The sequence below is a fragment of the Methylobacterium sp. Leaf113 genome (assembly GCF_001423325.1).
Lineage (GTDB): Bacteria > Pseudomonadota > Alphaproteobacteria > Rhizobiales > Beijerinckiaceae > Methylobacterium.
This window is the reverse complement of the sequence record NZ_LMNJ01000003.1, coordinates 106,431-125,435: the sequence shown is the minus strand read 5'-3', so window position 1 is coordinate 125,435 and position 19,005 is coordinate 106,431. Positions and strand designations below refer to the sequence as shown.

Annotated in this window: 26 protein-coding genes and 2 tRNA genes; 18 read left to right on the top strand and 10 right to left on the bottom strand. The window is 68.0% G+C overall.

The genetic code is table 11. The features are described 5' to 3' along the window. Window positions 1-247: 247 nt before the first annotated feature. The 11 genes from ASF60_RS04205 to ASF60_RS04155 all read left to right on the top strand — a co-directional run bounded on the left by ASF60_RS04205 (window position 248) and on the right by ASF60_RS04155 (window position 10,254). Window positions 248-2,125: a M3 family oligoendopeptidase gene (locus ASF60_RS04205; protein WP_056180846.1), complete on the top strand. Its 1,878-nt coding sequence runs from the start codon at window positions 248-250 to the stop codon at window positions 2,123-2,125. A gap of 77 nt (window positions 2,126-2,202) precedes the next feature. After that, on the top strand, window positions 2,203-2,628 hold the full coding sequence (locus tag ASF60_RS04200) for a hypothetical protein (protein WP_056180844.1): 426 nt from the start codon (window positions 2,203-2,205) through the stop codon (window positions 2,626-2,628). Then, the gene (locus ASF60_RS04195) at window positions 2,625-3,032 is read left to right on the top strand and encodes a type II toxin-antitoxin system death-on-curing family toxin (RefSeq protein ID WP_056180841.1); all 408 of its coding nucleotides are present in this window, start codon (window positions 2,625-2,627) and stop codon (window positions 3,030-3,032) included. The genes ASF60_RS04200 and ASF60_RS04195 overlap by 4 nt, the downstream gene beginning before the upstream one ends. 95 nt (window positions 3,033-3,127) lie before the next feature. Next, window positions 3,128-4,492, top strand: a complete 1,365-nt coding sequence (locus tag ASF60_RS04190; protein ID WP_056180949.1) for an ABC1 kinase family protein — start codon at window positions 3,128-3,130, stop codon at window positions 4,490-4,492. 173 nt (window positions 4,493-4,665) lie between these two features. After that, window positions 4,666-4,959 (top strand): aa3-type cytochrome c oxidase subunit IV, encoded by a 294-nt coding sequence (locus tag ASF60_RS04185; RefSeq protein WP_056180837.1) that lies wholly within the window; start codon window positions 4,666-4,668, stop codon window positions 4,957-4,959. 66 nt (window positions 4,960-5,025) lie between these two features. Further along, entirely contained in the window at window positions 5,026-6,165 is a 1,140-nt protein-coding gene (locus tag ASF60_RS04180; RefSeq protein WP_056180834.1) for a Re/Si-specific NAD(P)(+) transhydrogenase subunit alpha, read from the top strand. A 17-nt stretch (window positions 6,166-6,182) separates the two neighbouring features. Beyond that, complete coding sequence (locus ASF60_RS04175) at window positions 6,183-6,632, top strand: proton-translocating transhydrogenase family protein (protein WP_056180833.1); 450 nt, start codon at window positions 6,183-6,185, stop codon at window positions 6,630-6,632. 3 nt (window positions 6,633-6,635) lie between these two features. After that, window positions 6,636-8,036 (top strand): NAD(P)(+) transhydrogenase (Re/Si-specific) subunit beta, encoded by a 1,401-nt coding sequence (locus tag ASF60_RS04170; RefSeq protein WP_056180830.1) that lies wholly within the window; start codon window positions 6,636-6,638, stop codon window positions 8,034-8,036. Between the two features lie 102 nt (window positions 8,037-8,138). Further along, window positions 8,139-9,959 (top strand): single-stranded-DNA-specific exonuclease RecJ, encoded by a 1,821-nt coding sequence (recJ, locus tag ASF60_RS04165; protein ID WP_056180827.1) that lies wholly within the window; start codon window positions 8,139-8,141, stop codon window positions 9,957-9,959. A gap of 68 nt (window positions 9,960-10,027) precedes the next feature. Further along, a tRNA-Tyr gene (locus ASF60_RS04160) sits at window positions 10,028-10,111 on the top strand. Between the two features lie 69 nt (window positions 10,112-10,180). Then, a tRNA-Gly gene (locus ASF60_RS04155) sits at window positions 10,181-10,254 on the top strand. A gap of 29 nt (window positions 10,255-10,283) precedes the next feature. On the opposite strand, the gene ASF60_RS04150 is transcribed toward ASF60_RS04155, so the two are convergent. The 9 genes from ASF60_RS04150 to ASF60_RS04110 all read right to left on the bottom strand — a co-directional run bounded on the left by ASF60_RS04150 (window position 10,284) and on the right by ASF60_RS04110 (window position 14,561). Further along, complete coding sequence (locus ASF60_RS04150; protein WP_156633844.1) at window positions 10,284-10,880, bottom strand: hypothetical protein; 597 nt, start codon at window positions 10,878-10,880, stop codon at window positions 10,284-10,286. A gap of 316 nt (window positions 10,881-11,196) precedes the next feature. Next, window positions 11,197-11,613: a hypothetical protein gene (locus ASF60_RS04145; protein WP_056180823.1), complete on the bottom strand. Its 417-nt coding sequence runs from the start codon at window positions 11,611-11,613 to the stop codon at window positions 11,197-11,199. 62 nt (window positions 11,614-11,675) lie between these two features. After that, window positions 11,676-12,170, bottom strand: a complete 495-nt coding sequence (locus tag ASF60_RS04140) for a hypothetical protein (protein ID WP_056180820.1) — start codon at window positions 12,168-12,170, stop codon at window positions 11,676-11,678. Window positions 12,171-12,211: 41 nt separating this feature from the next. After that, a complete protein-coding gene (locus ASF60_RS04135) occupies window positions 12,212-12,682 on the bottom strand; it encodes a hypothetical protein (RefSeq protein ID WP_056180817.1) in 471 nt (156 codons plus the stop codon). Window positions 12,683-12,763: 81 nt separating this feature from the next. After that, window positions 12,764-12,994 (bottom strand): hypothetical protein, encoded by a 231-nt coding sequence (locus ASF60_RS04130; protein WP_056180814.1) that lies wholly within the window; start codon window positions 12,992-12,994, stop codon window positions 12,764-12,766. Window positions 12,995-13,005: 11 nt separating this feature from the next. After that, window positions 13,006-13,638 carry a hypothetical protein gene (locus ASF60_RS04125; RefSeq protein WP_056180811.1) on the bottom strand — a complete coding sequence of 211 codons (633 nt, stop codon included), beginning with the start codon at window positions 13,636-13,638 and terminating at the stop codon, window positions 13,006-13,008. After that, window positions 13,635-14,036, bottom strand: a complete 402-nt coding sequence (locus tag ASF60_RS04120; RefSeq protein ID WP_056180809.1) for a hypothetical protein — start codon at window positions 14,034-14,036, stop codon at window positions 13,635-13,637. The genes ASF60_RS04125 and ASF60_RS04120 overlap by 4 nt, the downstream gene beginning before the upstream one ends. Beyond that, window positions 14,029-14,232, bottom strand: a complete 204-nt coding sequence (locus ASF60_RS04115) for a hypothetical protein (RefSeq protein WP_056180805.1) — start codon at window positions 14,230-14,232, stop codon at window positions 14,029-14,031. Before ASF60_RS04115 ends, ASF60_RS04120 begins: the two co-directional genes overlap by 8 nt. A gap of 2 nt (window positions 14,233-14,234) precedes the next feature. After that, window positions 14,235-14,561, bottom strand: a complete 327-nt coding sequence (locus ASF60_RS04110; RefSeq protein WP_056180802.1) for a hypothetical protein — start codon at window positions 14,559-14,561, stop codon at window positions 14,235-14,237. A 196-nt stretch (window positions 14,562-14,757) separates the two neighbouring features. On the opposite strand from ASF60_RS04110, the gene ASF60_RS04105 reads away from it, so the two are divergent. The 7 genes from ASF60_RS04105 (at window position 14,758) to ASF60_RS04080 (ending at window position 18,802) form a co-directional block, all read left to right on the top strand. Further along, window positions 14,758-15,279 (top strand): hypothetical protein, encoded by a 522-nt coding sequence (locus ASF60_RS04105; protein ID WP_056180799.1) that lies wholly within the window; start codon window positions 14,758-14,760, stop codon window positions 15,277-15,279. An 88-nt stretch (window positions 15,280-15,367) separates the two neighbouring features. Then, window positions 15,368-16,936, top strand: coding sequence for an AAA family ATPase (locus ASF60_RS04100; protein ID WP_156633842.1), 1,569 nt, complete (start codon window positions 15,368-15,370; stop codon window positions 16,934-16,936). Between the two features lie 11 nt (window positions 16,937-16,947). Next, window positions 16,948-17,115: a hypothetical protein gene (locus tag ASF60_RS24250; RefSeq protein ID WP_156633841.1), complete on the top strand. Its 168-nt coding sequence runs from the start codon at window positions 16,948-16,950 to the stop codon at window positions 17,113-17,115. Continuing rightward, window positions 17,105-17,344 (top strand): hypothetical protein, encoded by a 240-nt coding sequence (locus ASF60_RS04095; RefSeq protein ID WP_056180793.1) that lies wholly within the window; start codon window positions 17,105-17,107, stop codon window positions 17,342-17,344. Before ASF60_RS24250 ends, ASF60_RS04095 begins: the two co-directional genes overlap by 11 nt. Beyond that, entirely contained in the window at window positions 17,331-17,678 is a 348-nt protein-coding gene (locus ASF60_RS04090; protein ID WP_056180789.1) for a hypothetical protein, read from the top strand. The genes ASF60_RS04095 and ASF60_RS04090 overlap by 14 nt, the downstream gene beginning before the upstream one ends. 32 nt (window positions 17,679-17,710) lie before the next feature. After that, a complete protein-coding gene (locus tag ASF60_RS04085) occupies window positions 17,711-18,319 on the top strand; it encodes a hypothetical protein (protein WP_156633839.1) in 609 nt (202 codons plus the stop codon). 96 nt (window positions 18,320-18,415) lie between these two features. Continuing rightward, on the top strand, window positions 18,416-18,802 hold the full coding sequence (locus tag ASF60_RS04080; RefSeq protein WP_056180783.1) for a hypothetical protein: 387 nt from the start codon (window positions 18,416-18,418) through the stop codon (window positions 18,800-18,802). Between the two features lie 2 nt (window positions 18,803-18,804). Here the strand turns inward: ASF60_RS04080 and ASF60_RS04075 are convergent, their stop codons facing one another. Further along, entirely contained in the window at window positions 18,805-19,005 is a 201-nt protein-coding gene (locus tag ASF60_RS04075) for a hypothetical protein (protein ID WP_056180779.1), read from the bottom strand.

Below are 19,005 nucleotides of genomic sequence, written 5' to 3'. Positions count from 1 at the left end.
GCGCACCGCCGGTTTGTTTCGTTTCGAACCGTAGGGTGACCCAAGACCGTAAAGCCGCGCTTAACGACGATCAGACTTTTCGCGGTGAAGACCAGGGTGGGTGTGACCCTTTGCCGAATCCCCCCGGGAAAGCGCTGCAAGCGGCAGGATTCTCCTCACGCCGGATTGATCGCGCCCGCCGGGCGCTCGATATCAGCGCCTGGCACCGTCGAGTCGCCCAGGTCGTGTCGCGAAGAAAGAAACCATCATGCCGAGCCGAGCCGTCGCCCATGCCAGCCTGTCGGGCATCGTCGCGAATGCGGAAGGGGCCAGCGCGGCGCGGGCCGCCGCCCACGCAGCCGATCTCGGCGTGCTGCCCGAATGGGACCTGACCGACCTCTACGCGGGCATCGACGCCCCCGATTTCACCGCCGATCTCGCCCGCGCGGAGGCCGACTGCGCGCGGTTCTCGGAGCGCTATGCCGGCCGTCTCGCCGCGATGGCCTCCGCCCTCGACGCGTCGGCCCAGCTCGCCGAGGCGGTGGCGGCCTATGAGGGCATCGAGGACCTGCTCGGCCGGCTGATGTCGTTCGCGGGTCTCGTCTATTCCGGCGACACCACCGACGAGCGCCGGGAGAAGTTCTACGGCGACACCCAGGAGCGCCTGACCACGGCCTCCAGCCATCTGCTGTTCTTCGCCCTGGAGCTGAACCGGATTCCGGATGCGGAGATGGACCGGGCGATGGCCGACGGACCGCTGGCGCATTACGCGCCGTGGATCGAGGACCTGCGCCGGGAGAAGCCGTTCCAGCTCGACGACCGCACCGAGAAGCTGTTCCTCGAAAAATCCGTCACCGGCCGCTCGGCCTGGAACCGGCTCTTCGACGGCACGATCGCGTCGCTGCGCTTCCCCGTCCAGGGCGAGCAGCTGACCCTGGAGCCCACCCTCAACAAGCTCCAGGACCCGGACGGCACCGTGCGCAAGGAAGCCGCGGGCGCGCTCAGCGACGTCTTCCGGGCGAACCTGCGCACCTTCACGCTGATCACCAACACGCTGGCCAAGGACAAGGAGATCTCGGACCGCTGGCGCGGCTTCGCCGACGTGGCCGATGCCCGCCACCTGTCGAACCGCGTCGAGCCGGAGGTGGTCGCCGCGATGGTGGAGGCGGTGCAGGCGGCCTACCCGCGCCTGTCGCACCGCTACTATCGCCTGAAGGCCCGGTGGTTCGGCGTCGAGGCGCTGCCGTATTGGGACCGCAACGCGCCGCTGCCGAAGGTGGAACAGCGCACCATCCCGTGGACAGAGGCCCGCGACACCGTGCTGAACGCCTACGGGGCGTTCTCGCCGCGCATGGCCGACATCGCCCGCACCTTCTTCGACCGCAACTGGATCGACGCGCCGACCCGGCCCGGCAAGGCGCCGGGCGCCTTCGCGCACCCGACCGTCCCCTCGGCCCACCCCTACGTGCTGGTCAATTACCAGGGCAAGCCGCGCGACGTGATGACCCTCGCGCACGAGCTCGGGCACGGCGTGCACCAGGTGCTCGCGGGCCCGAACGGCGCCCTGATGGCGCCGACGCCCCTGACCCTGGCCGAGACCGCCAGCGTGTTCGGCGAGATGTTGACCTTCCGCCGCCTGCTCGCGGCGACCTCCAGCGTCTCGCAGCGCCGGGCGATGCTGGCCGCCAAGGTCGAAGACATGATCAACACGGTGGTGCGCCAGATCGCGTTCTACGCCTTCGAGCGCAAGGTCCACCTCGCCCGGGCGCAGGGCGAGCTGACCGCCGAGCAGATCAACGGCCTGTGGATGTCGGTGCAGGCCGAGAGCCTCGGCCCGGCCATTGCCCTGGATTCGGGGTACGAGCCGTTCTGGGCCTACATCCCGCACTTCATCCACTCGCCGTTCTACGTCTACGCCTACGCCTTCGGCGACTGCCTGGTGAACTCGCTCTACGGCGTCTACGCCAAAGCCGAGGACGGTTTCGTCGAGCGCTACTTCGCCCTGCTGTCGGCGGGAGGTGCCAAGCCCTACGGCGAACTCCTCGCCCCGTTCGGCCTGGACGCCCGCGATCCGGGCTTCTGGCAGATCGGCCTGTCGATGATCGAGGGCATGATCGTCGAGCTGGAGGGAATGGAAGACGCCTAGCGCCTGTCAACGTTGCGCACTGCGACATTGACCTCCGTAACGTGGCACACTACGTTCACTTCGTTACGGAGGGTCCAATGAATCCGAGTCACGCCGCGTTTTTCGAGCGCCCTGAAGCGCGCCTCCTTAAAGACAAGCTGACGCGCCCGGAGATGCTTCCGCAGTACGAACTGCTGAGTCGGCTGGAAATTCCAGCTGTTCAAGCGGCAATCTGGGACATCGAGCCGATCCTGGAACAGTTCGACCCAGCTACGCGCAATTATGCCATCCAGTCTTCGGGCGCGTTGATCGGAGACATCATGGCATCGAGAGGCTTCCGCATCGCGCGCGATGCGCGCGGCGAGAAGCGACGAGGTCGGGTTCGAAAGGCGCGCTTCGTGAAGTCCGGGACGATTTGGGAGCTTCCGATGCAAGCTGATGACGATCATCGGAAGAAGGTCGCGTCCATCATGGACGACATCATGATCCGCTACCGCGATACGCTTGCCGAGCTTGCCAAATGACTGTCGGATCGGTGGGCGATCAAGCGCCCGAGTGGTTGACCGCCGCCGACGTCATTGATGCACATGATCGCCAGCTGAAGATCTTCGGTGGCGCAAGCGGCATTCGGGATCAGGGAGCGCTGGAATCAGCCGTCGATCGACCCATCAACAAGTGGCGTTACGAAGGCGCGGATTTGCCGGATCTCGCAGCGGCTTACGCGTTCGGGATCGTCAAGAACCATCCGTTCATGGATGGCAATAAGCGGGCAGGCTTTATGGCGATGCTCGGCTTTATTTTGTTGAACGCGATTCCTTTCCAGCCGGATCCCGCCGAGGCCACCGCCGTGATCCTCGGCCTCGCCGCCGGCAAGATCGACGAGGCCGGGCTCACCCGCTGGATTCGCGACAACTGGCCGGAGGCGTAAGCGCGGGTCCGCGACCCATGAGCCCGCCGCCCTGGCAAGCGCGGGCGGCGCGCTTATCTCGGGAGAAGCCTCTCCCGACGAGTTGAATGATTCCGATGAGCGAGATCGATCGCGAAGCCAACCGCTTCTCCGCCCGTGCCGGCCGCTATGCCCGCGTCGGGGCCAATGTCGGCGGGGTCGCGGCGCGGATGGCCGGCGCCAAGCTGTTCGGCGGCAAGGAGGCCCCGACCAACGCGGCCGCCCTGGCCCAAGCCCTCGGCGGGCTCAAGGGGCCGATCATGAAGGTGGCCCAACTCCTCGCCACCGTGCCGGATCTGCTGCCGCCGGAATACGCCACCGAACTGCAGAAGCTGCAGGCCGATGCGCCGCCCATGGGCGCGGCCTTCGTCAAGCGCCGGATGATGGCCGAACTCGGGGCCGACTGGCAGTCGCGCTTCCAGGCCTTCGACCTGAAGCCCGCGGCTGCCGCCTCACTGGGCCAAGTCCATCGGGCGACGGCCCTCGACGGCACCCGGCTCGCCTGCAAGCTCCAGTATCCCGACATGCAGTCGGCCGTCGAGGCCGACCTGAAGCAGCTCGAGATCGCCTTCGCCCTGCATCGGCGCATGTCGTCCTGGCTCGACACGCGCGAAATCGCCAAGGAGATCGGTGCCCGCGTGCGCGAGGAGCTCGATTACGAGCGCGAGGCCAAGCACGCCGTGCTGTACGGCAACGTCCTGCGCGACATCGATGCCGTGCGGGTGCCGCCCATCCACAAGGATCTGTCGACGAAGCGCCTGCTGACGCTGGGCTGGCTCGACGGCGAGCGCATCCTGAACTTCGCCGAGTCGCCGGTGGAGATCCGCAACCGCCTCGCGCGGTCCATGTTCAAGGCCTGGTGGCATCCGTTCAGCCGGGCCGCCGTGATCCACGGCGATCCCCATCTCGGCAACTACACGGTGTTCTCGGAAGGCGGCGAGGCACAGGGTATCAACCTGCTCGATTACGGCTGCGTCCGCATCTTCCATCCGCGCTTCGTCGGCGGCGTGGTGGATCTCTACCGAGGCCTCCTGACCAACGACAATGCCCGTATCGTCCACGCCTATGAAACCTGGGGCTTCAAGAACCTCAACAAGGAACTGGTCGAGATCCTCAACATCTGGGCCCGCTTTATCTATGGCCCGATTCTGGAGGATCGCACCCGCACCGTCGCGGACGGCGTGAAGCCGGGCGAATACGGCCGGCGCCAGGCCTTCGAGGTGCATCAGGCGCTCAAGGCCCGCGGTCCTGTCACAATCCCGCAGGAATTCGTGTTCATGGATCGGGCGGCCGTCGGGCTCGGCGCCGTGTTCCTTCACCTGCGCTCGGAGCTGAACTACCACCGGTTGTTCGAAGCCGAGATCGACAAGTTCTCGCTTGCGGAACTCGAGACGCGCCAGAGCGAGGCCCTGACCAGAGCCGGGCTCGGGCTTCCGACCTGAACTGCGACCTGAATTGATGGTGCAGCGCAAAGGTGCTTGGCCGGCTTGAAAGCGCGGCCATAAAAAGGCGTTCGTGGCGAATGCGGGGCACGCATCTCGATTGCGAGCGACCTTGGCATGCGCTAAATCCCCTTGGAACAAATCAAGATGATACCCAAGGGGACGCCCACAAGATGGCCGATACCAAGACCGTGACCGGCGTGCATTACAGCCCGGCAATGGACGAGAAGACTCACGAGCAGACCTATCGCGGCTTCGTTCGTTTCGTCGAAATCGGCACCGGCGTGGTGCTGTGCTGGGTCCTCGCTCTCGCCATCGGCGGCATTCGCGAAGCGTGGCTGACCGCAATCTTCGGCGTGATCCTGTCCGGCGTCGCCGGCACCGTCGGCGCCCTGGCACCCGCCATCGGTTACAAGGCCCCGGCCGCCGTCGGCATCCTGCTGCTGCTGTACCTCTTCTTCGCCTGAACAACCTTGAATCTCTGACTGACTTTGCGGGTCGCCTTCGGGCCGTCCTTTAAGGAGCACTCCTGCATGCGCATCGCTGTATTGTCCGAAACCGATCCCGCGGAGCCGCGGGTCGCGGCGGTGCCAGAAACGGTCAAGAAATTCATCGGGCTCGGAGCCGACGTGACCGTCCAGTCCGGCGCCGGCCTGAAGGCCGGCGTGCCGGACGCCGACTACGAGGCCGCCGGAGCCTCCGTGGCCGGATCGGCCTCCGAAGCCGCCGGGTCCGCCGACCTCGTGCTCAAGGTGCGTCGTCCCTCGACCGAGGAGATCGCCCTGTTGCCGCGCGGCGCCACGGTCATCGCCATCATGGATCCGTACGGCCACGAGGCCGAACTCGGGGCCATGGCGGAAGCCGGTCTCGATGCCTTCGCCATGGAGCTGATGCCCCGCATCACCCGCGCGCAGGTGATGGACGTGCTGTCGTCCCAGGCCAATCTCGCGGGCTACCGCGCCGTGGTCGACGGCGCCTCCGAGTATGGCCGCGCCATGCCGATGATGATGACCGCCGCCGGGACCGTGCCGGCCGCCCGCGTCTTCGTCATGGGCGTCGGCGTCGCCGGCCTCCAGGCCATCGCCACGGCGCGCCGGATGGGCGCGGTGGTCACCGCCACCGACGTGCGCCCGGCCACCAAGGAGCAGGTCGAATCCCTCGGCGCCAAGTTCGTCGCCGTGGAGGACGAGGAGTTCAAGCAGGCCGAGACCTCGGGCGGATACGCCAAGGAGATGTCGGCCGAGTACAAGAAGAAGCAGGCCGACCTCGTCACCACCCACATCGCCAAGCAGGACATCGTCATCACCACGGCGCTGATTCCGGGGCGTCCGGCCCCGCAGCTGGTGTCGGCGGCGATGGTCGCCTCGATGAAGCCCGGCTCCGTCCTGATCGACCTGGCGGTGGAGCGCGGCGGCAACGTCGAGGGTGCCAAGCCCGGCGAAGTCGTGATGACCGACAAGGGGGTGAAGATCGTCGGCCACCTCAACGTGGCCGGCCGTCTCGCGGCGACGGCCTCCAGCCTCTACGCGCGCAACCTCTATGCCTTCGTCGAGACCCTGGTCGACAAGGACGCCAAGGCTCTGGCGGTTAAATGGGACGATGAACTCGTCAAGGCGACCAACCTGACCCGTGACGGCCAGGTCTCGCACCCCTCGTTCCAGACCCAATCCTGATCCCGCCGGAGGATACGATGGCTATGCTTCCCCCCGATCAGGCCGCCGAGCAGGCGCGCGCCGCCGCCGCCGCGGCCCGAACCGCTGCCGACATCGCGCAGCAGCACGCGCTCCAGGCCCAGAAATACGCAGACGGCATCGGCCACGGCCTCAGCGCCGTGACCCACGGCGCCGTCGACCCGACGGTGTTCCAGCTCGCGATCTTCGTGCTGGCGATCCTGGTCGGCTACTACGTGGTGTGGTCGGTCACGCCCGCCCTGCACACGCCGCTGATGTCGGTGACCAACGCGATCTCCTCGGTGATCATCGTCGGCGCGCTCCTGGCCGCCGGCGTTCCCTACATCGAGCACGGCACCGGCTGGGCCCGCTTCTTCGGCTTCGTCGGCATCATCCTCGCCAGCGTGAACATCTTCGGCGGGTTCCTCGTCACCCAGCGCATGCTCGGCATGTACAAGAAGAAGGCCTGAGACATGTCCCAGAACGTCTCATCCCTTCTCTACATCGTTTCCGGCGTCCTGTTCATCATGGCGCTGCGGGGCCTGTCCCACCCGACCACGTCGCGGCAGGGCAACCTGTACGGCATGATCGGCATGGGTCTCGCCATGCTCACCACCCTGGTCGGCCATCCGCCGGCCGGGCTCGGCGCCTGGGTCATCGTCATCCTGGGCCTCGCCATCGGCGGCGGTGCCGGCGCGATCATCGCCAAGCGCGTGCCCATGACGGCGATGCCGCAACTCGTGGCCGCCTTCCACTCCCTCGTCGGCCTCGCGGCCGTGATGGGCGCGGCGGCGACGCTCTACGCACCGCAGGCGGTGGGCATCCTCGAGAACGGCCACATCCACAAGGAGTCGCTGTTCGAGATGGCGCTCGGCGTCGCCATCGGCGCCATCACCTTCACGGGCTCGGTCATCGCGTTCCTGAAGCTCGACGGCCGCATGTCGGGCAAGCCGATCATGCTGCCCCAGCGCCACCTCATCAATATCGGCCTCGGCATCGCCCTGGTGGTGCTGATCGCGATCTTCATCGGCAACGAAAGCAAGGCGGTCTTCTGGCTGATCGTGCTGCTGTCCTTCGCGCTCGGCGGCCTGCTCATCATCCCGATCGGCGGCGCCGACATGCCCGTCGTCGTGTCGATGCTGAACTCCTACTCGGGCTGGGCCGCGGCCGGTATCGGCTTCACCCTGGGCAACCTCGCGCTCATCATCACGGGTGCGCTGGTCGGCTCGTCCGGTGCGATCCTGTCCTACATCATGTGCAAGGCGATGAACCGCTCGTTCATCTCCGTGATCCTCGGCGGCTTCGGCGGTGATGCCGCGGCGGCCGGCGCGGGCGGCGCGGTGGAGACCCGTCCGGTCAAGCAGGGCTCGGCCGACGACGCCGCCTACATCATGAAGAACGCCGAGCGCGTCATCATCGTGCCGGGCTACGGCATGGCGGTGGCCCAGGCCCAGCACAGCCTTCGCGAGATGGTCGACATGCTTAAGAAGGAAGGCGTGGACGTGAAATACGCGATCCACCCGGTTGCGGGTCGCATGCCCGGCCACATGAACGTGCTGCTCGCCGAGGCGAACGTGCCGTACGACGAGGTCTTCGAGCTCGAGGACATCAACGGCGAGTTCCCGCAGGCCGACGTGGCCTTCGTGATCGGCGCCAACGACGTCACCAACCCGGCCGCCAAGACCGACAAGGCCTCGCCGATCTACGGGATGCCGATCTTGGACGTGGAGAAGGCCAAGACCGTGCTCTTCATCAAGCGTGGCATGGGCTCCGGCTATGCCGGCGTCGAGAATGAGGTCTTCTTCCGCGACAACACCATGATGCTGTTCGGAGACGCCAAGAAGGTGGTCGACCAGATCCTCAAGAACCTCTGAAACGCGGCGGGTCGGACGACCTGCCCGCGAAACCGAGGGGCCGGCGCGCGATCGCCGGCCCCTTTGTCGTTTCGGATGCAGCCGTGCGGCCCGGTTGCGGCTATGCTCCGGCCCGTGTCAGCCGCCCATGCCCTCGACGCGCCCCGCGCGTTCCTCGACGTCACCCGCTCGGTCCTCGGGCGGCCCTGGCGTGACCGCTGCGCCGATCCGGCGCTCCAGGCCTACGCCGCCACCATGGTGCAGGCGCACGCTCTGCCGGAGATGCTCGCCCGCGTCCTTGCCGGGCGCGGCATCCGTCCGGCCGAGGCCGAGGCCCACCTGCACCCGCGCCTGCGCGACCTGATGCCGGACCCCGACTGCCTGGTCGACATGCCGGCGGCGACGGACCGCCTCGCCCGCGCGGTCATGGCCGGCGAGCGGGTCGCGATCTTCGGCGACTACGACGTCGACGGTGCGGCCAGCGCCGCCTTGGTCGCCGGATACCTGCGCGGCCTCGGCCTCACCGTCCAGATCCACATCCCCGACCGGATCACCGAGGGCTACGGCCCCAACGTCGCCGCCGTCACCGCTCTGCACGCGGCCGGCGCCACCCTGCTGGTCACCGTCGATTGCGGGACCAGCGGCCACGCGCCTCTCGAAGCCGCCGCGGCGCTCGGCCTCGACGTCGTGGTGCTCGACCACCATGGCGCGCCCGAGCAGCTGCCGCCGGCCTGCGCCCTGGTCAATCCGAACCGCCTCGACGACCTGTCGGGGCTCGGTCACCTCTGCGCCGCCGGCGTCGTCTTCCTCACCCTCGTGGCGCTGAACCGGCGCCTGCGCGGGCAGGAAAGTCTTGTCGGCTCGCTGCCCGACCTCGCCGAATCCCTCGATCTCGTCGCCCTCGCCACGGTGGCGGACGTGGTCCCGCTCGCCGGCCTCAACCGCGCCTTCGTGGTTCAGGGCCTGAAGGTGATGCGGGCGCGCGGACGGGTCGGCCTCGCGGCCCTGCTCGATGCCGCGTCCCTGAGCGAGCCGCCGGAGGCCTGGCATCTCGGCTACCTCGTCGGGCCGCGCATCAATGCCGGCGGGCGCATCGGCGACGCTGCCCTCGGGGCAACCCTGCTGACCACCACCGACCCGGCGGAGGCCGCCCGGATCGCCGCCGATCTCGACCGGCTCAATCGCGAGCGCCAGGCCATCGAGGCTCAGGCCGTCGCGGCCGCGGAGGCGGAGATGGATCATGCCCTGAGCCTCGACCCGGAGCGGCCCGTCCTGGTCGCGGCCTCGGCCGACTGGCATCCCGGCATCGTCGGGCTGATCGCGGCCCGCCTCAAGGAGCGCTTCGGCCGCCCGGCCTTCGCCTTCGCCCTGCGCCCGGACGGGACCGCGACCGGCTCCGGGCGCTCGATCGCCGGGGCTGACCTCGGTCAGGCCGTGCGGTCGGCGGTGGAGGCCGGCTTGGCTCTCAAGGGCGGCGGCCACGCCATGGCGGCGGGCGTCACCCTACCGGGCTTCGACGTGAGCCGCTTCGGCGACCATCTTGCCGGCGCCCTGGCCGTTACCGTGGCGGAAGCCCGGTCCGTGGAGGCGCTGCTGGTGGACGGGGCGATGAGCGCGGGCGGCGTCACCGCCGAACTGGTCCGGACGATCCACCGGGCGGGGCCGTTCGGTTCGGCGGCGCCCGAACCCACCTTCGTCCTGGCGCGCCACCGCATCGTCGATGCGGCCATCGTGGGCAACGGGCACGTCCGGGCCCGCCTGCGCAGCCGCGATGGCCAGGCCATCGGCGCCATCGCGTTCCGGGCGGCGCAGGGCCCGCTCGGACAAGCGATCCTCTCGGGACTCGGCCGCGAGGTCCATATCGCCGGCACGCTGTCGGTCGATACCTGGCGCGGGGCCGAACGGGCGCAGATGCGGATCTGCGATCTCGCGCATTTCGCGTGAGCGACGCGGTTGACTCGGACCCGACCCGTCATCATAAGGACGGCGCGCCGCCGGAAGGTGGCCGGTTTGGGGGAATGTCCCGAGCGGCAAAGGGGGCGGACTGTAAATCCGCTGCGTAAGCTTCGTAGGTTCGAGTCCTACTTCCCCCACCAAACCTGTCGAGATCTAGTCCCGATCCGGACTGTCTCGAACCTCGATGATCGGCTCGTCTGGTCATCGATGCGGGTGTAGCTCAATGGTAGAGCAGCAGCCTTCCAAGCTGAATACCCGGGTTCGATTCCCGGTACCCGCTCCACTCTCTTCAAAGCCGATACCCAAATTATCTCAGAGCTTTAGCCATCGCAGGCATGGAGCGGCTGGTATCGCCGTGATCCCCTTGATACCAGCCTGATACCAGCCTCGGGTCGAATCAGGCCTCGGACCACGACGACCCGTAGCGGGTCGAGGACCAACCGCGGGGTCCATGATGACGGAGCCGCCGCCCACGCTGCGATCCGGGCGCGGGTCGGGGCCGGCATCGTCGCGAACGAACACCCCGTCGGCGAGCGCCCGGATCGCGGGAGACATCTGGATCGACGTCATTCGGAACTCAGCCGACAGGTCCGTGGCGATCGGTCCAGGCGGGTGAGCGGGATCACGGACCGGGGTGAAACGAGCCCGGCGAAGCATACGCGTCGGCGCCGGGGCGATCCGGAATGTCACGGTGTCGACCTCCCCGAACCCGAACCCGATGTCACCGGACGGCATGACCTTCGGGAACACGAGGTCGCCAAGGTTCAGCCTGTAGGTGCCGTCCTCGTTCTGGGTCGCGTGACGGGCCGGGTATCCCCCGAGGCGGACCGTGATCGTTTCGACGGCAGGTTCGTCACGAGCGCTGAAGACCATGGAGGCCTCGTAGCCGGTGATAATGCCTTGCCTCATGGCGGCGCTGATCGCCTCCTGGCGTTCACGGCCCCTCAGGACCTGGAAAGGTTCACACGGCCCCGCCCTGTAGAGCACCGCCCCATCCGGGCACGCGGGTGTCTCGTCGCGGACGTCGCTGGCCGGGGCTGGCCGGGGCTAACGGTAGGAATCCGGACGAGCCGCCACCGACGAGCTCGAATTCCCGGAAGGGTCCATCCGACCCGACCGGGCGGTACATGATCCGTCCGATGGGGATCTCGTATGTGGTCGCTGCCTCGGCCTTCCGGCGCGCCTCGATGGCATCCTTCAGATCCTGGGGCGCCTTGTCCGGCCGCTAGGTCCGCCCGTTCGCTCCGGTCAAGGCGATGCCATCGCGAATGCGCAGGGTTGCACCGGCGTTGCGGAAGGCGATCACGAGGTGGCGTAGCTGCCGGCAGGACCAGGCGGATGGCTGGTTGTTCTTCGGGCCCTTCGCCTGGGTCAGGTGTCCGTCAGACATGCCGTGGGAGACGACCTTGACGAGCATGTGGCTCAGTCCGTCCACCTTCCTGAGCAACCAGAAGCCCGTCGACACCATCTCCTCGTTGCCGGCGAACTCTCCACCGTAGCTCTGGCTGTCGAGGCAGTTGCCCATGCAAACGCCCTCGCGCTTCATGGCCTGCTTGGTCACCAGGCGCACCCAGTACCCGCCGTTGTCGGCCTCGACGCGGTCGGCGGTGCCCTTGTCGGTGGCGGGCTGGCGGTCGGACATGCGGCTTCCTCGGGGCACTCTTCACCATTCTATGAGGAGGCCCGATTCGCGCCAGCGCCGCGTCATGCCGGGCGGATCGGCTTGCCGGTATCGACGTCCATCAGCTTGCCGCCTGGCGGAATGACGCGACCGTCCCTGATGACCATGGCCTGCTGGACGATGGGGTCGATGGCCCGCTCGCGACCGGCGAGGTGATCGGCCATGTAGGCACGGAGCCAATCCGGGTCGATGCTCGGACCGCCGTGGCGCTCGACCTCCGAGCACCACTTCACGTGACCATCGACCTTGGGCTTGTCTTTGAAGAAGTGCGCGCCCGCGTCCGCCACGCGGACCGCCAGGATGGGCACGATCTCCTCGGGTGGCGTGTCGGGCATGACCCGGCAGGACATGCGGGTTGACCACAACGCCATCGCGATCTCCTCGTCCTCGGCCTCGACCTTCCCGATCTCGGTCAGGCTGGAAGCGGTGGCCCGGGCAGCCTCGTTGGCCGCCTGGTGCTCGCGGATCTCGGTGAGCTGCGTCATCAGCCCCTTGGTCTGGAATGTCATCTCGTCCATGGTCGTCTCCGGAAGGTTTGGATGGTTGCGCGGGGTCGGCGCTAGAAGTCCGAGATCTCTTCGAGGGCTTTCCTGTCTTCAGCCGGGATCGCCATCCAATCGAGGTAATCGCTCACCTGCTTCCAGAGGTAGTCCCTGTTGCCGTTCACGTAGGTCTGAACCCTGCCGTCAACGAACGAGTAGTGGTATTGCGGCCAGTAAAGATATTCGGGGTTTTCGTCAGTCGTTAGAGGGATAGCCCGATAAGTGGCTATCGATTTTAGAAAGTGATAATTCGACAGTACGCCGTCCAACTTCACGAGTGTCGCGAAGGTTTTCTTCTCCCCAGGTAGCCTCACGAACCACGCGGTAAGCTTCATGCCGAGCATCGTGGAACGGGCCATACCAGTCAGGTTGGCCTGCTGGAACTCGGTGTCGCATTCCAGGTCGAGGTTCTTCGTCGTCTGAAGCGCCTCGACCTGGTGGCCGAAGATCTTGCGGGGGCGCCATGACGGGCCGCGGATGTAGGGCATCGGTGTCTCCGGATCGGGGGCACCTTAGCTTGGCCGGATTACCGCTCGCGGAATCGAAAGGTCGCATTTGATCGGATCGGATCAATCGAATGCGAACTTGGCTCCCCCGGAAGCCTTCCTGAAATCGATGGGCTCCCCGGCCTGGGGCTCCTTCCCGAAGACGGCGAGGTACGCCCACCGATTCACGACGCGCACCTGATCGGGCGTCAGGGTGGCCGCCTGCACGGCCTTCCAATCGGCGGTCAGGGCGGCGGCGTCCTCGTTCAGGGACAGGGGCGGCGCGTTGGTGAAGGTGCGATCCGTCCAGGGCATGGTCGCCGCCCTCAGCCGTAGTACCGGGAGAACGTGAGCTCGCGGGTCTTGAGCGCGGCCGCCGCGATGGCCGGGGCCTCCCGGTGCCCGCCGGCGACCGCCTGCAAGGCGAACCGATGCAGCCAGTCCTCGACTACGTGGTCGCCGCCGCCCGAATAGTAGAACACCCTCGTATCCAGGGCGGCCACGATGGCGTCGACCGCCTCGACTGAAAACGTCGGTTGGTCGTCGACGTCAATCCAGCAGACGACGTGGCCGTCCCGCTCCCAGTCGTACCCTTCATGCTTGACCGTGAAAGCCTCCCCATCCCATTTCGAGATGCCTCTGAGCAGGTGGACGGCTTCGTCGTATTGCGAGGCCCCCACGTAGAAGAAGGCCCACACCGGCCTGTCGGTCGGAATGCCCTCGTGGGCGCTCTGCCAGGTCGGACGGTTCCGGTACGCCTCCAGGGCCTTCACGGCGCAGGCACGGCACCGACGGCACCGCTTGTCACCGCAGTAGCCCTCGCCGCAGTCGGGGCAGGCCCGGCAGAAATACTGCCCCGGGGCCCAGCCGAATGGCACCAGGTCATCAACCGAGTTCCCGTCGTCCGGGATGGGGGTGTTCATCGCCCTGGAGAAGCTGGATACGAAATCCTCGGTCATGCCGTGCCCCTGATCGGTTCGGCGGGTACGAGGTCTGCCGGAAGCCGGTTGCGGTACCGCCACGCCAGGGTGGCGGCGACGTCGACCTGCCGGGGCGTGAACGGACGATTCCCGGTGGCGTGCACGGCCAGCGCGCGGGCCTGCCGCTTGTCGGTCGACCCGGGGAGGAATCGGACGTCCCTCAGGGCCTCCGCCCTGCGCTGCGCCATCTCCTGCTTGCGGGCGAAGGCCACGTAGGTCGCCAGGCGCTGTTCGGTCTTCTCGGCTTCCGTCATGGCGGCCTCCCGTTTCGCCGCGCGTAGGAAGTCCGTGGCCGCCTCCTCGTATGGCTGGTCGGCCATCGAGCGGATGTGCTCAAGGTGGTGGGCCACGAAGGCCTGAAGGGTAATCTCAGCCATGGAAGGACCCCACGGCCGGCAGGTCGGCGTCCCGGGTTGGCCTGAGGATGACGACCCGCACGCCGGGATCGGACATCGCCCGCACGATGGCGCGCTGGTACCCGTACAGGCGCAGCGGGGCCCTTGCCTCGGGAGACGTCGCCTGAGGGTAGTGCTTCTCCAGCCAGGTGATGATGTCGGGCTTGGCGTCGGCCATGTTCAGGCGGCCTCACCGTTCGGCTCACGCACCAGGCCCCACGAGCGAACGAAGGCGACCTCGACCCACTCGTCGGGGTTCGGGGTATCCATGCAGCCGCCGAGGTCGATCATGACCTGCTGCTCGATGCTCCAGCCGTCCCGGTCGTAGTCGTAGGACAGGCGGATGCCGTCGCTGGCGCGCACGCTCTCCTGGTTCACATGGATGTGCCGGCAGCCATCGACCGTGATGTTCGGATAGGTCAGCTCCACGTTCAGCGTGTCGCCATAGGCGTTGACGTGGAAGTTGCCCGGCCCGTCGCCGTATTTGGATGCATGGATCTCAGCCACGGCTTCCCCCCTCCAGGAACCCGAAGGGGGTCCCCGCACTTGGCCGGGACCCCCTTCATCTCGGCCCGCATCGGTAGACCCGAACACCTCGTGGCGCATCCCCAGATCGTAGCGTGATCGCGCCGATTCGGGGGAAGGGGGCGCGCGACCGGCGGCGCGAGGCTTCCCGAAACCCTGGACCGTGATATCCGGGGGCATGCCCATCCGCCTCGCCTACGTCGACCCAGGCCACTTCCCCGTCCCCTCCGGCTGGATCGCCGTGGGCTTCCTCGGCGGCGCCGTGGTGCTGGCGTATGACGAGGCGAGACGGCCCCACGCGGTCGTCGACGGCGTTCCCGCCCCCCTCGAACCGGCCGAGGTGAACCCGGCGCTGGCCGAGGCGGTCGAGGCGGCCGCGCTGCGGGTCTGGCCCGACGGGTGGACGCATGCCGTCAGCGACGTCTTCAAGGTCAATCGGCGCTCCCTTGCCCGCGACCGTCTCGCCACCGTGGCGCTGCCCCCGGCGGTGATGCGCGTGCTCGGCTCGATCTCGGACAGCCCAGACGCCGACGGCCTCGGGCGGATCATGTCGGCCATGGCCTGGTACGCCGACGCCTATGGCGAGGGGTCGTCGTGGCCCGACCGCGTCGAGACCGCCGTCCAGGCCGCCGCGAACGTGACGGTCGCCCTGAGGGAAGCCCGCCGGGGCAAGCCCCTCCGCCCGGTGGACGAAGGTTAGCTTTACCTCTCCTTAGGATCTCCGGGCGTAAACCTTCGGCATCACTGTGCGCTGGCGGATGGCCGTCGGCGTCTTGGAGATCCGTCCGATGCCCAGAACCCCCCTCCAAGGGGCGGTCGCGCCCTCGACGCGCGAGCTCTACGCCCTCGCTCCCCTCCTCAGAGATTCCGTCGCGGACGACTGCCTCGTCTCGACGCGAGCCTTCATTCCCGGGACGCCGTGCATCGAGGCGATGCGCGACTTTTTCCAGGACGAGGCCTGCGTCCAATGGGTGCGCGGCCTCCACCTCGCGGCCTACTGGATGCACGTCGGACGCGTCCCCGGGTCCGCCGGCGAGCGCGCGTTCGTCGAGGCGCTGGAGGCCGCGTACGACGTCGCCGCGCGCAATGCCGGCACCCCTGCGGACGCCCTGGATCTTTGGTGGTGGGAGGCAGCCGCCAGGACCCTCGTCTACCTGATCGAGATGGGCCGGGCCGAGTTCATGGAGCCGGCCCGGGAGGTGGCCCAGACGTATGCCCGGGACGCCAATCCCGGCTCGCCCGAGCACCTCCTCGCGTACGGCCTCACGCTGCTGGACCCGGCGTACCTTGCCCTGCGCCGTCGGGGCGAGCCGGCCTACGCCCGCCAGCGCGCCGTGGATCTCGCGCGCGTCGCCCTCGGGATGCGGGAGACCCATGCCGAGGCCATGGACGACGACCGCGCCGGCATCGCACGGCTGCCCGTCAAGGCGCCGACGGCCGCCGAGCGGATCGAGACGGCGCGGGCGGATGCGGTGCCTCCCGGGCACGTCATCGTCATCCCCCGCATCGGCGGGAGCACGACGGGGCAGACCGCCAAGGACGTCACGTCCCAATTCAGGGACGTGACGGGCGTCCCGCTGCCCCTCTACCGATTCCCGACGGACCGGCAGGCCTTGATCGAGGAGCACGCCGCGCAGGCCCCGCATGCACGCCGGTTCTTCGAGGGCCTCGTCGCCCTGCAGGGCCCGGAGGAGCCCCTATCGATGCGCCCGTTCGTCGTCATCGGGGCTCCCGGCGGCGGCAAGACGACGACGGTCGACGGCTTCTTCCGCAGCCTCGGCGTCCACGTGGCGCGCTACGCCTGCGACGGGTCCTCGGACAACGCGGCGGCGGGTACGCCCCGGAGATGGACGTCAACGGAGGTGAATTTTCCGCTGCGGACCATCGTCGAGGCCCGGCACGCCAACCCCGTTTGCCTCTGGGACGAGGTTTCCCGCGCGGGAGGCCACAGGCAGGGGTCTGGGGGGACCCTGCGGGACGCGCTGACGAGCTTCTTCGAGCCGGAGAACGCCCGCCGGTACCGGGATCCCTGCATCGAGGCTGACGTCGACGTCTCCTACGTCGTCCATGCCTGCACGGCGAACGCTACGGACGGGATCGCGCCGCAGGTGCTCGACCGGCTACGCGTGCTCCACTTCCCGCTCCCCGGCCCTCAGCACATGCCCGTGCTCGCCCGCCGGATGGCCCGGGAGATCGCCCGGGCCCAGGGCCTCCCCGACGATCATGGGGAGCTCGACCGAAGCGACCTTCTCGCGCTGGGCGAGAATTGGCCCGGAGGGAGCCTGCGCGGTTTGAGGCGGCTGGTCGAGGTGGCGGTTCGCGTGAAGCTCACCGCCCCGTACGAAACCCGGCAGTGAGGGAGGCGACCATGGAAAACGAGAACCCCTCCCTGGCCGCCCTGCGCGACCTGCAATTCCACGTCATGCGCTTGATCGTCATGCGCGAGCTCGACCCGGCCGACGCCATCGAGATCGGCGAGACCATCGCGCAGCGGATCGCCCTCCAGGAAGAAGAGGAGATCTCCGATGCAGCGTGAGACTTCCCTCCCGGCGATCCAGGACCGCGTCCGCGGGCTCTGGGCGTCCCGGCGCGTGTGCGGGCTCATCGCCCTGGCGTGCGGCCTCCGGATCGGCCGGATCATCTCCCTCCACGCCAAGGGCCGCCTCGGCGAGGAGGAGGCCCTCAGGATGGCAATGGAGACCGAGGCCGTCGCGCTCCTGTTCGCCCCCCTCCCGCGGATGGAGCGGTACGGTGTCTCGCTCTGAGGTGCACGCCTACTGGAACCGGACCGCGAAGGTCTGGTCCATCCGCCGGGGAGGCCTCGTCGTCGACCGACGGGCATCCCTGGTGATGACGGCCTGCCGGTTCCACGCCGGCGAATCCGCGCGGCTGCGCGTGCTCCGGACCGGCGACCGCGACGTCCATGCCTGGGTCGCCGGGGCCCTCACCGACGCGCCGCGGCCACCCTCGACGATCCGGGTCGGCTACCGCCCGTCAGAGCCCGGATTCCGGCGCCGGGACACGAACGAGATCGTCACCACCGCCGCCGGCGTCGCCTTCGAGGCCGACGGATCGGCCTGGGGGTGGTCCCTTTCGTGAGCCCCCGGCAGGATGGGGGGCAGGAGGACGAGATGGCCAAGTACCCGAACGAGGAGGCCCTGCGCCGCATCCGCGCCGCCTACGCGGACCGGGAGCGCATCAAGGCCGGGTGGACGCCCGGGCAGGACGAGCTCGCCGACGCCCCCATGCTCGTCGAATGGTCTTGGACCCGCCATCCGGATCACGGCCTCCGGTGCGTACAGGGGGCCGTCTCGTTCCCCGTAAAGCGGGACACGTCGTTCACGACGACGTCGCCCGTCGTGGCGGTCCTTGTCGACGAGAACGGAGACGGATGGGCCCGGACTTGGTCCCGCTTCTACCGCCTCGTGCGGGCCGACGACCCCAGCGCCCGCCCGGGGCTCGTCGCCACCAGGGACGTCATCGAGACGGACGCCGCGGCCTTCGAGCTCGACTACAGGGCACCCCGGTTCGCCCTGGAGCCTCACTGGCCCCTCTACCAGGGCGACGCAGAGCGGTGGAACAGGCTCCGGACGTGGTTCGAGGAGTTCTACGAGGACGACGCCGCGCAGGCGTTCGACGTCTACCTCGCACGCCGCGAGGGTTGCACCCTCGAAGAGGCGCGCATCCTCGGGCAGGCCTTCGCCGAGGGTTGGGCGGGGCAGCAAAAGACGTTCAACTAGACTGCCGGTACGTAGGATTACTTCATCCGCCCAGGGTTTCGTTTACACCTCTACTGTACGGTCCTTGCATCCCCTGATCAAAGGACCGCCCCCCCGATGCGTTCGCTAATCCTTGCCCTTGCCGTCGCCAATCCTTGCGCCGCCCTCGCCGACGAGGGCCCGTGGAGCGCGCCGAACTGGTACGTCGGCGTCGTCCAGCAGGCCGGGCCGTTCACCCACGTCACGGGGATGCACGTATCCCGGAACGCCCGGGCCGGCCGCGACGACGTCGAGTTGACGTGCTCGGTCACGGATCGGAGGTCGCCCCGGGACGCCGTCATCATCCGGCGTAAGGGGAAGGCGCTGTTCCGCCAGGGCTCATGGTGTGGGGACGCCGGTGACCTCGGCGAGTGGTGCGTCCCCTTGGAGTACGGGGCGAGCATGAAATGGTTCGGAAGGACTCCCTGCGCCGCCGGAATGGCCGAGTTCTCGACCGGGGACTAACCCTAATTGCCCTCGACGGCTTTGATAGCGTCCACGTCGGCTTCAAACGAGTAATGGCCACCTTCGATTTTCTTCCGCGCCATGGCGAAATAGCGTTCAGGAGGAGTGACTGAAACGCTACGGGCGACATCCATCCGATCCATTAACTCGCCGAGAGCCCCCTCGGCCTTGTCCACGTCACCAAGTACGGTGATGTGCGCCAA

Coding starts and splice junctions, on each gene's coding strand:
- ASF60_RS04205 (WP_056180846.1), top strand. CDS start 248: ATGCCGAGCCGAGCCGTCGCCCATGCCAGCCTGTCGGGCATCGTCGCG.
- ASF60_RS04200 (WP_056180844.1), top strand. CDS start 2,203: ATGAATCCGAGTCACGCCGCGTTTTTCGAGCGCCCTGAAGCGCGCCTC.
- ASF60_RS04195 (WP_056180841.1), top strand. CDS start 2,625: ATGACTGTCGGATCGGTGGGCGATCAAGCGCCCGAGTGGTTGACCGCC.
- ASF60_RS04190 (WP_056180949.1), top strand. CDS start 3,128: ATGAGCGAGATCGATCGCGAAGCCAACCGCTTCTCCGCCCGTGCCGGC.
- ASF60_RS04185 (WP_056180837.1), top strand. CDS start 4,666: ATGGCCGATACCAAGACCGTGACCGGCGTGCATTACAGCCCGGCAATG.
- ASF60_RS04180 (WP_056180834.1), top strand. CDS start 5,026: ATGCGCATCGCTGTATTGTCCGAAACCGATCCCGCGGAGCCGCGGGTC.
- ASF60_RS04175 (WP_056180833.1), top strand. CDS start 6,183: ATGGCTATGCTTCCCCCCGATCAGGCCGCCGAGCAGGCGCGCGCCGCC.
- ASF60_RS04170 (WP_056180830.1), top strand. CDS start 6,636: ATGTCCCAGAACGTCTCATCCCTTCTCTACATCGTTTCCGGCGTCCTG.
- recJ (WP_056180827.1), top strand. CDS start 8,139: ATGCTCCGGCCCGTGTCAGCCGCCCATGCCCTCGACGCGCCCCGCGCG.
- ASF60_RS04150 (WP_156633844.1), bottom strand. CDS start 10,880: ATGAGGCAAGGCATTATCACCGGCTACGAGGCCTCCATGGTCTTCAGC.
- ASF60_RS04145 (WP_056180823.1), bottom strand. CDS start 11,613: ATGTCCGACCGCCAGCCCGCCACCGACAAGGGCACCGCCGACCGCGTC.
- ASF60_RS04140 (WP_056180820.1), bottom strand. CDS start 12,170: ATGGACGAGATGACATTCCAGACCAAGGGGCTGATGACGCAGCTCACC.
- ASF60_RS04135 (WP_056180817.1), bottom strand. CDS start 12,682: ATGCCCTACATCCGCGGCCCGTCATGGCGCCCCCGCAAGATCTTCGGC.
- ASF60_RS04130 (WP_056180814.1), bottom strand. CDS start 12,994: ATGCCCTGGACGGATCGCACCTTCACCAACGCGCCGCCCCTGTCCCTG.
- ASF60_RS04125 (WP_056180811.1), bottom strand. CDS start 13,638: ATGACCGAGGATTTCGTATCCAGCTTCTCCAGGGCGATGAACACCCCC.
- ASF60_RS04120 (WP_056180809.1), bottom strand. CDS start 14,036: ATGGCTGAGATTACCCTTCAGGCCTTCGTGGCCCACCACCTTGAGCAC.
- ASF60_RS04115 (WP_056180805.1), bottom strand. CDS start 14,232: ATGGCCGACGCCAAGCCCGACATCATCACCTGGCTGGAGAAGCACTAC.
- ASF60_RS04105 (WP_056180799.1), top strand. CDS start 14,758: ATGCCCATCCGCCTCGCCTACGTCGACCCAGGCCACTTCCCCGTCCCC.
- ASF60_RS04100 (WP_156633842.1), top strand. CDS start 15,368: ATGCCCAGAACCCCCCTCCAAGGGGCGGTCGCGCCCTCGACGCGCGAG.
- ASF60_RS24250 (WP_156633841.1), top strand. CDS start 16,948: ATGGAAAACGAGAACCCCTCCCTGGCCGCCCTGCGCGACCTGCAATTC.
- ASF60_RS04095 (WP_056180793.1), top strand. CDS start 17,105: ATGCAGCGTGAGACTTCCCTCCCGGCGATCCAGGACCGCGTCCGCGGG.
- ASF60_RS04085 (WP_156633839.1), top strand. CDS start 17,711: ATGGCCAAGTACCCGAACGAGGAGGCCCTGCGCCGCATCCGCGCCGCC.
- ASF60_RS04080 (WP_056180783.1), top strand. CDS start 18,416: ATGCGTTCGCTAATCCTTGCCCTTGCCGTCGCCAATCCTTGCGCCGCC.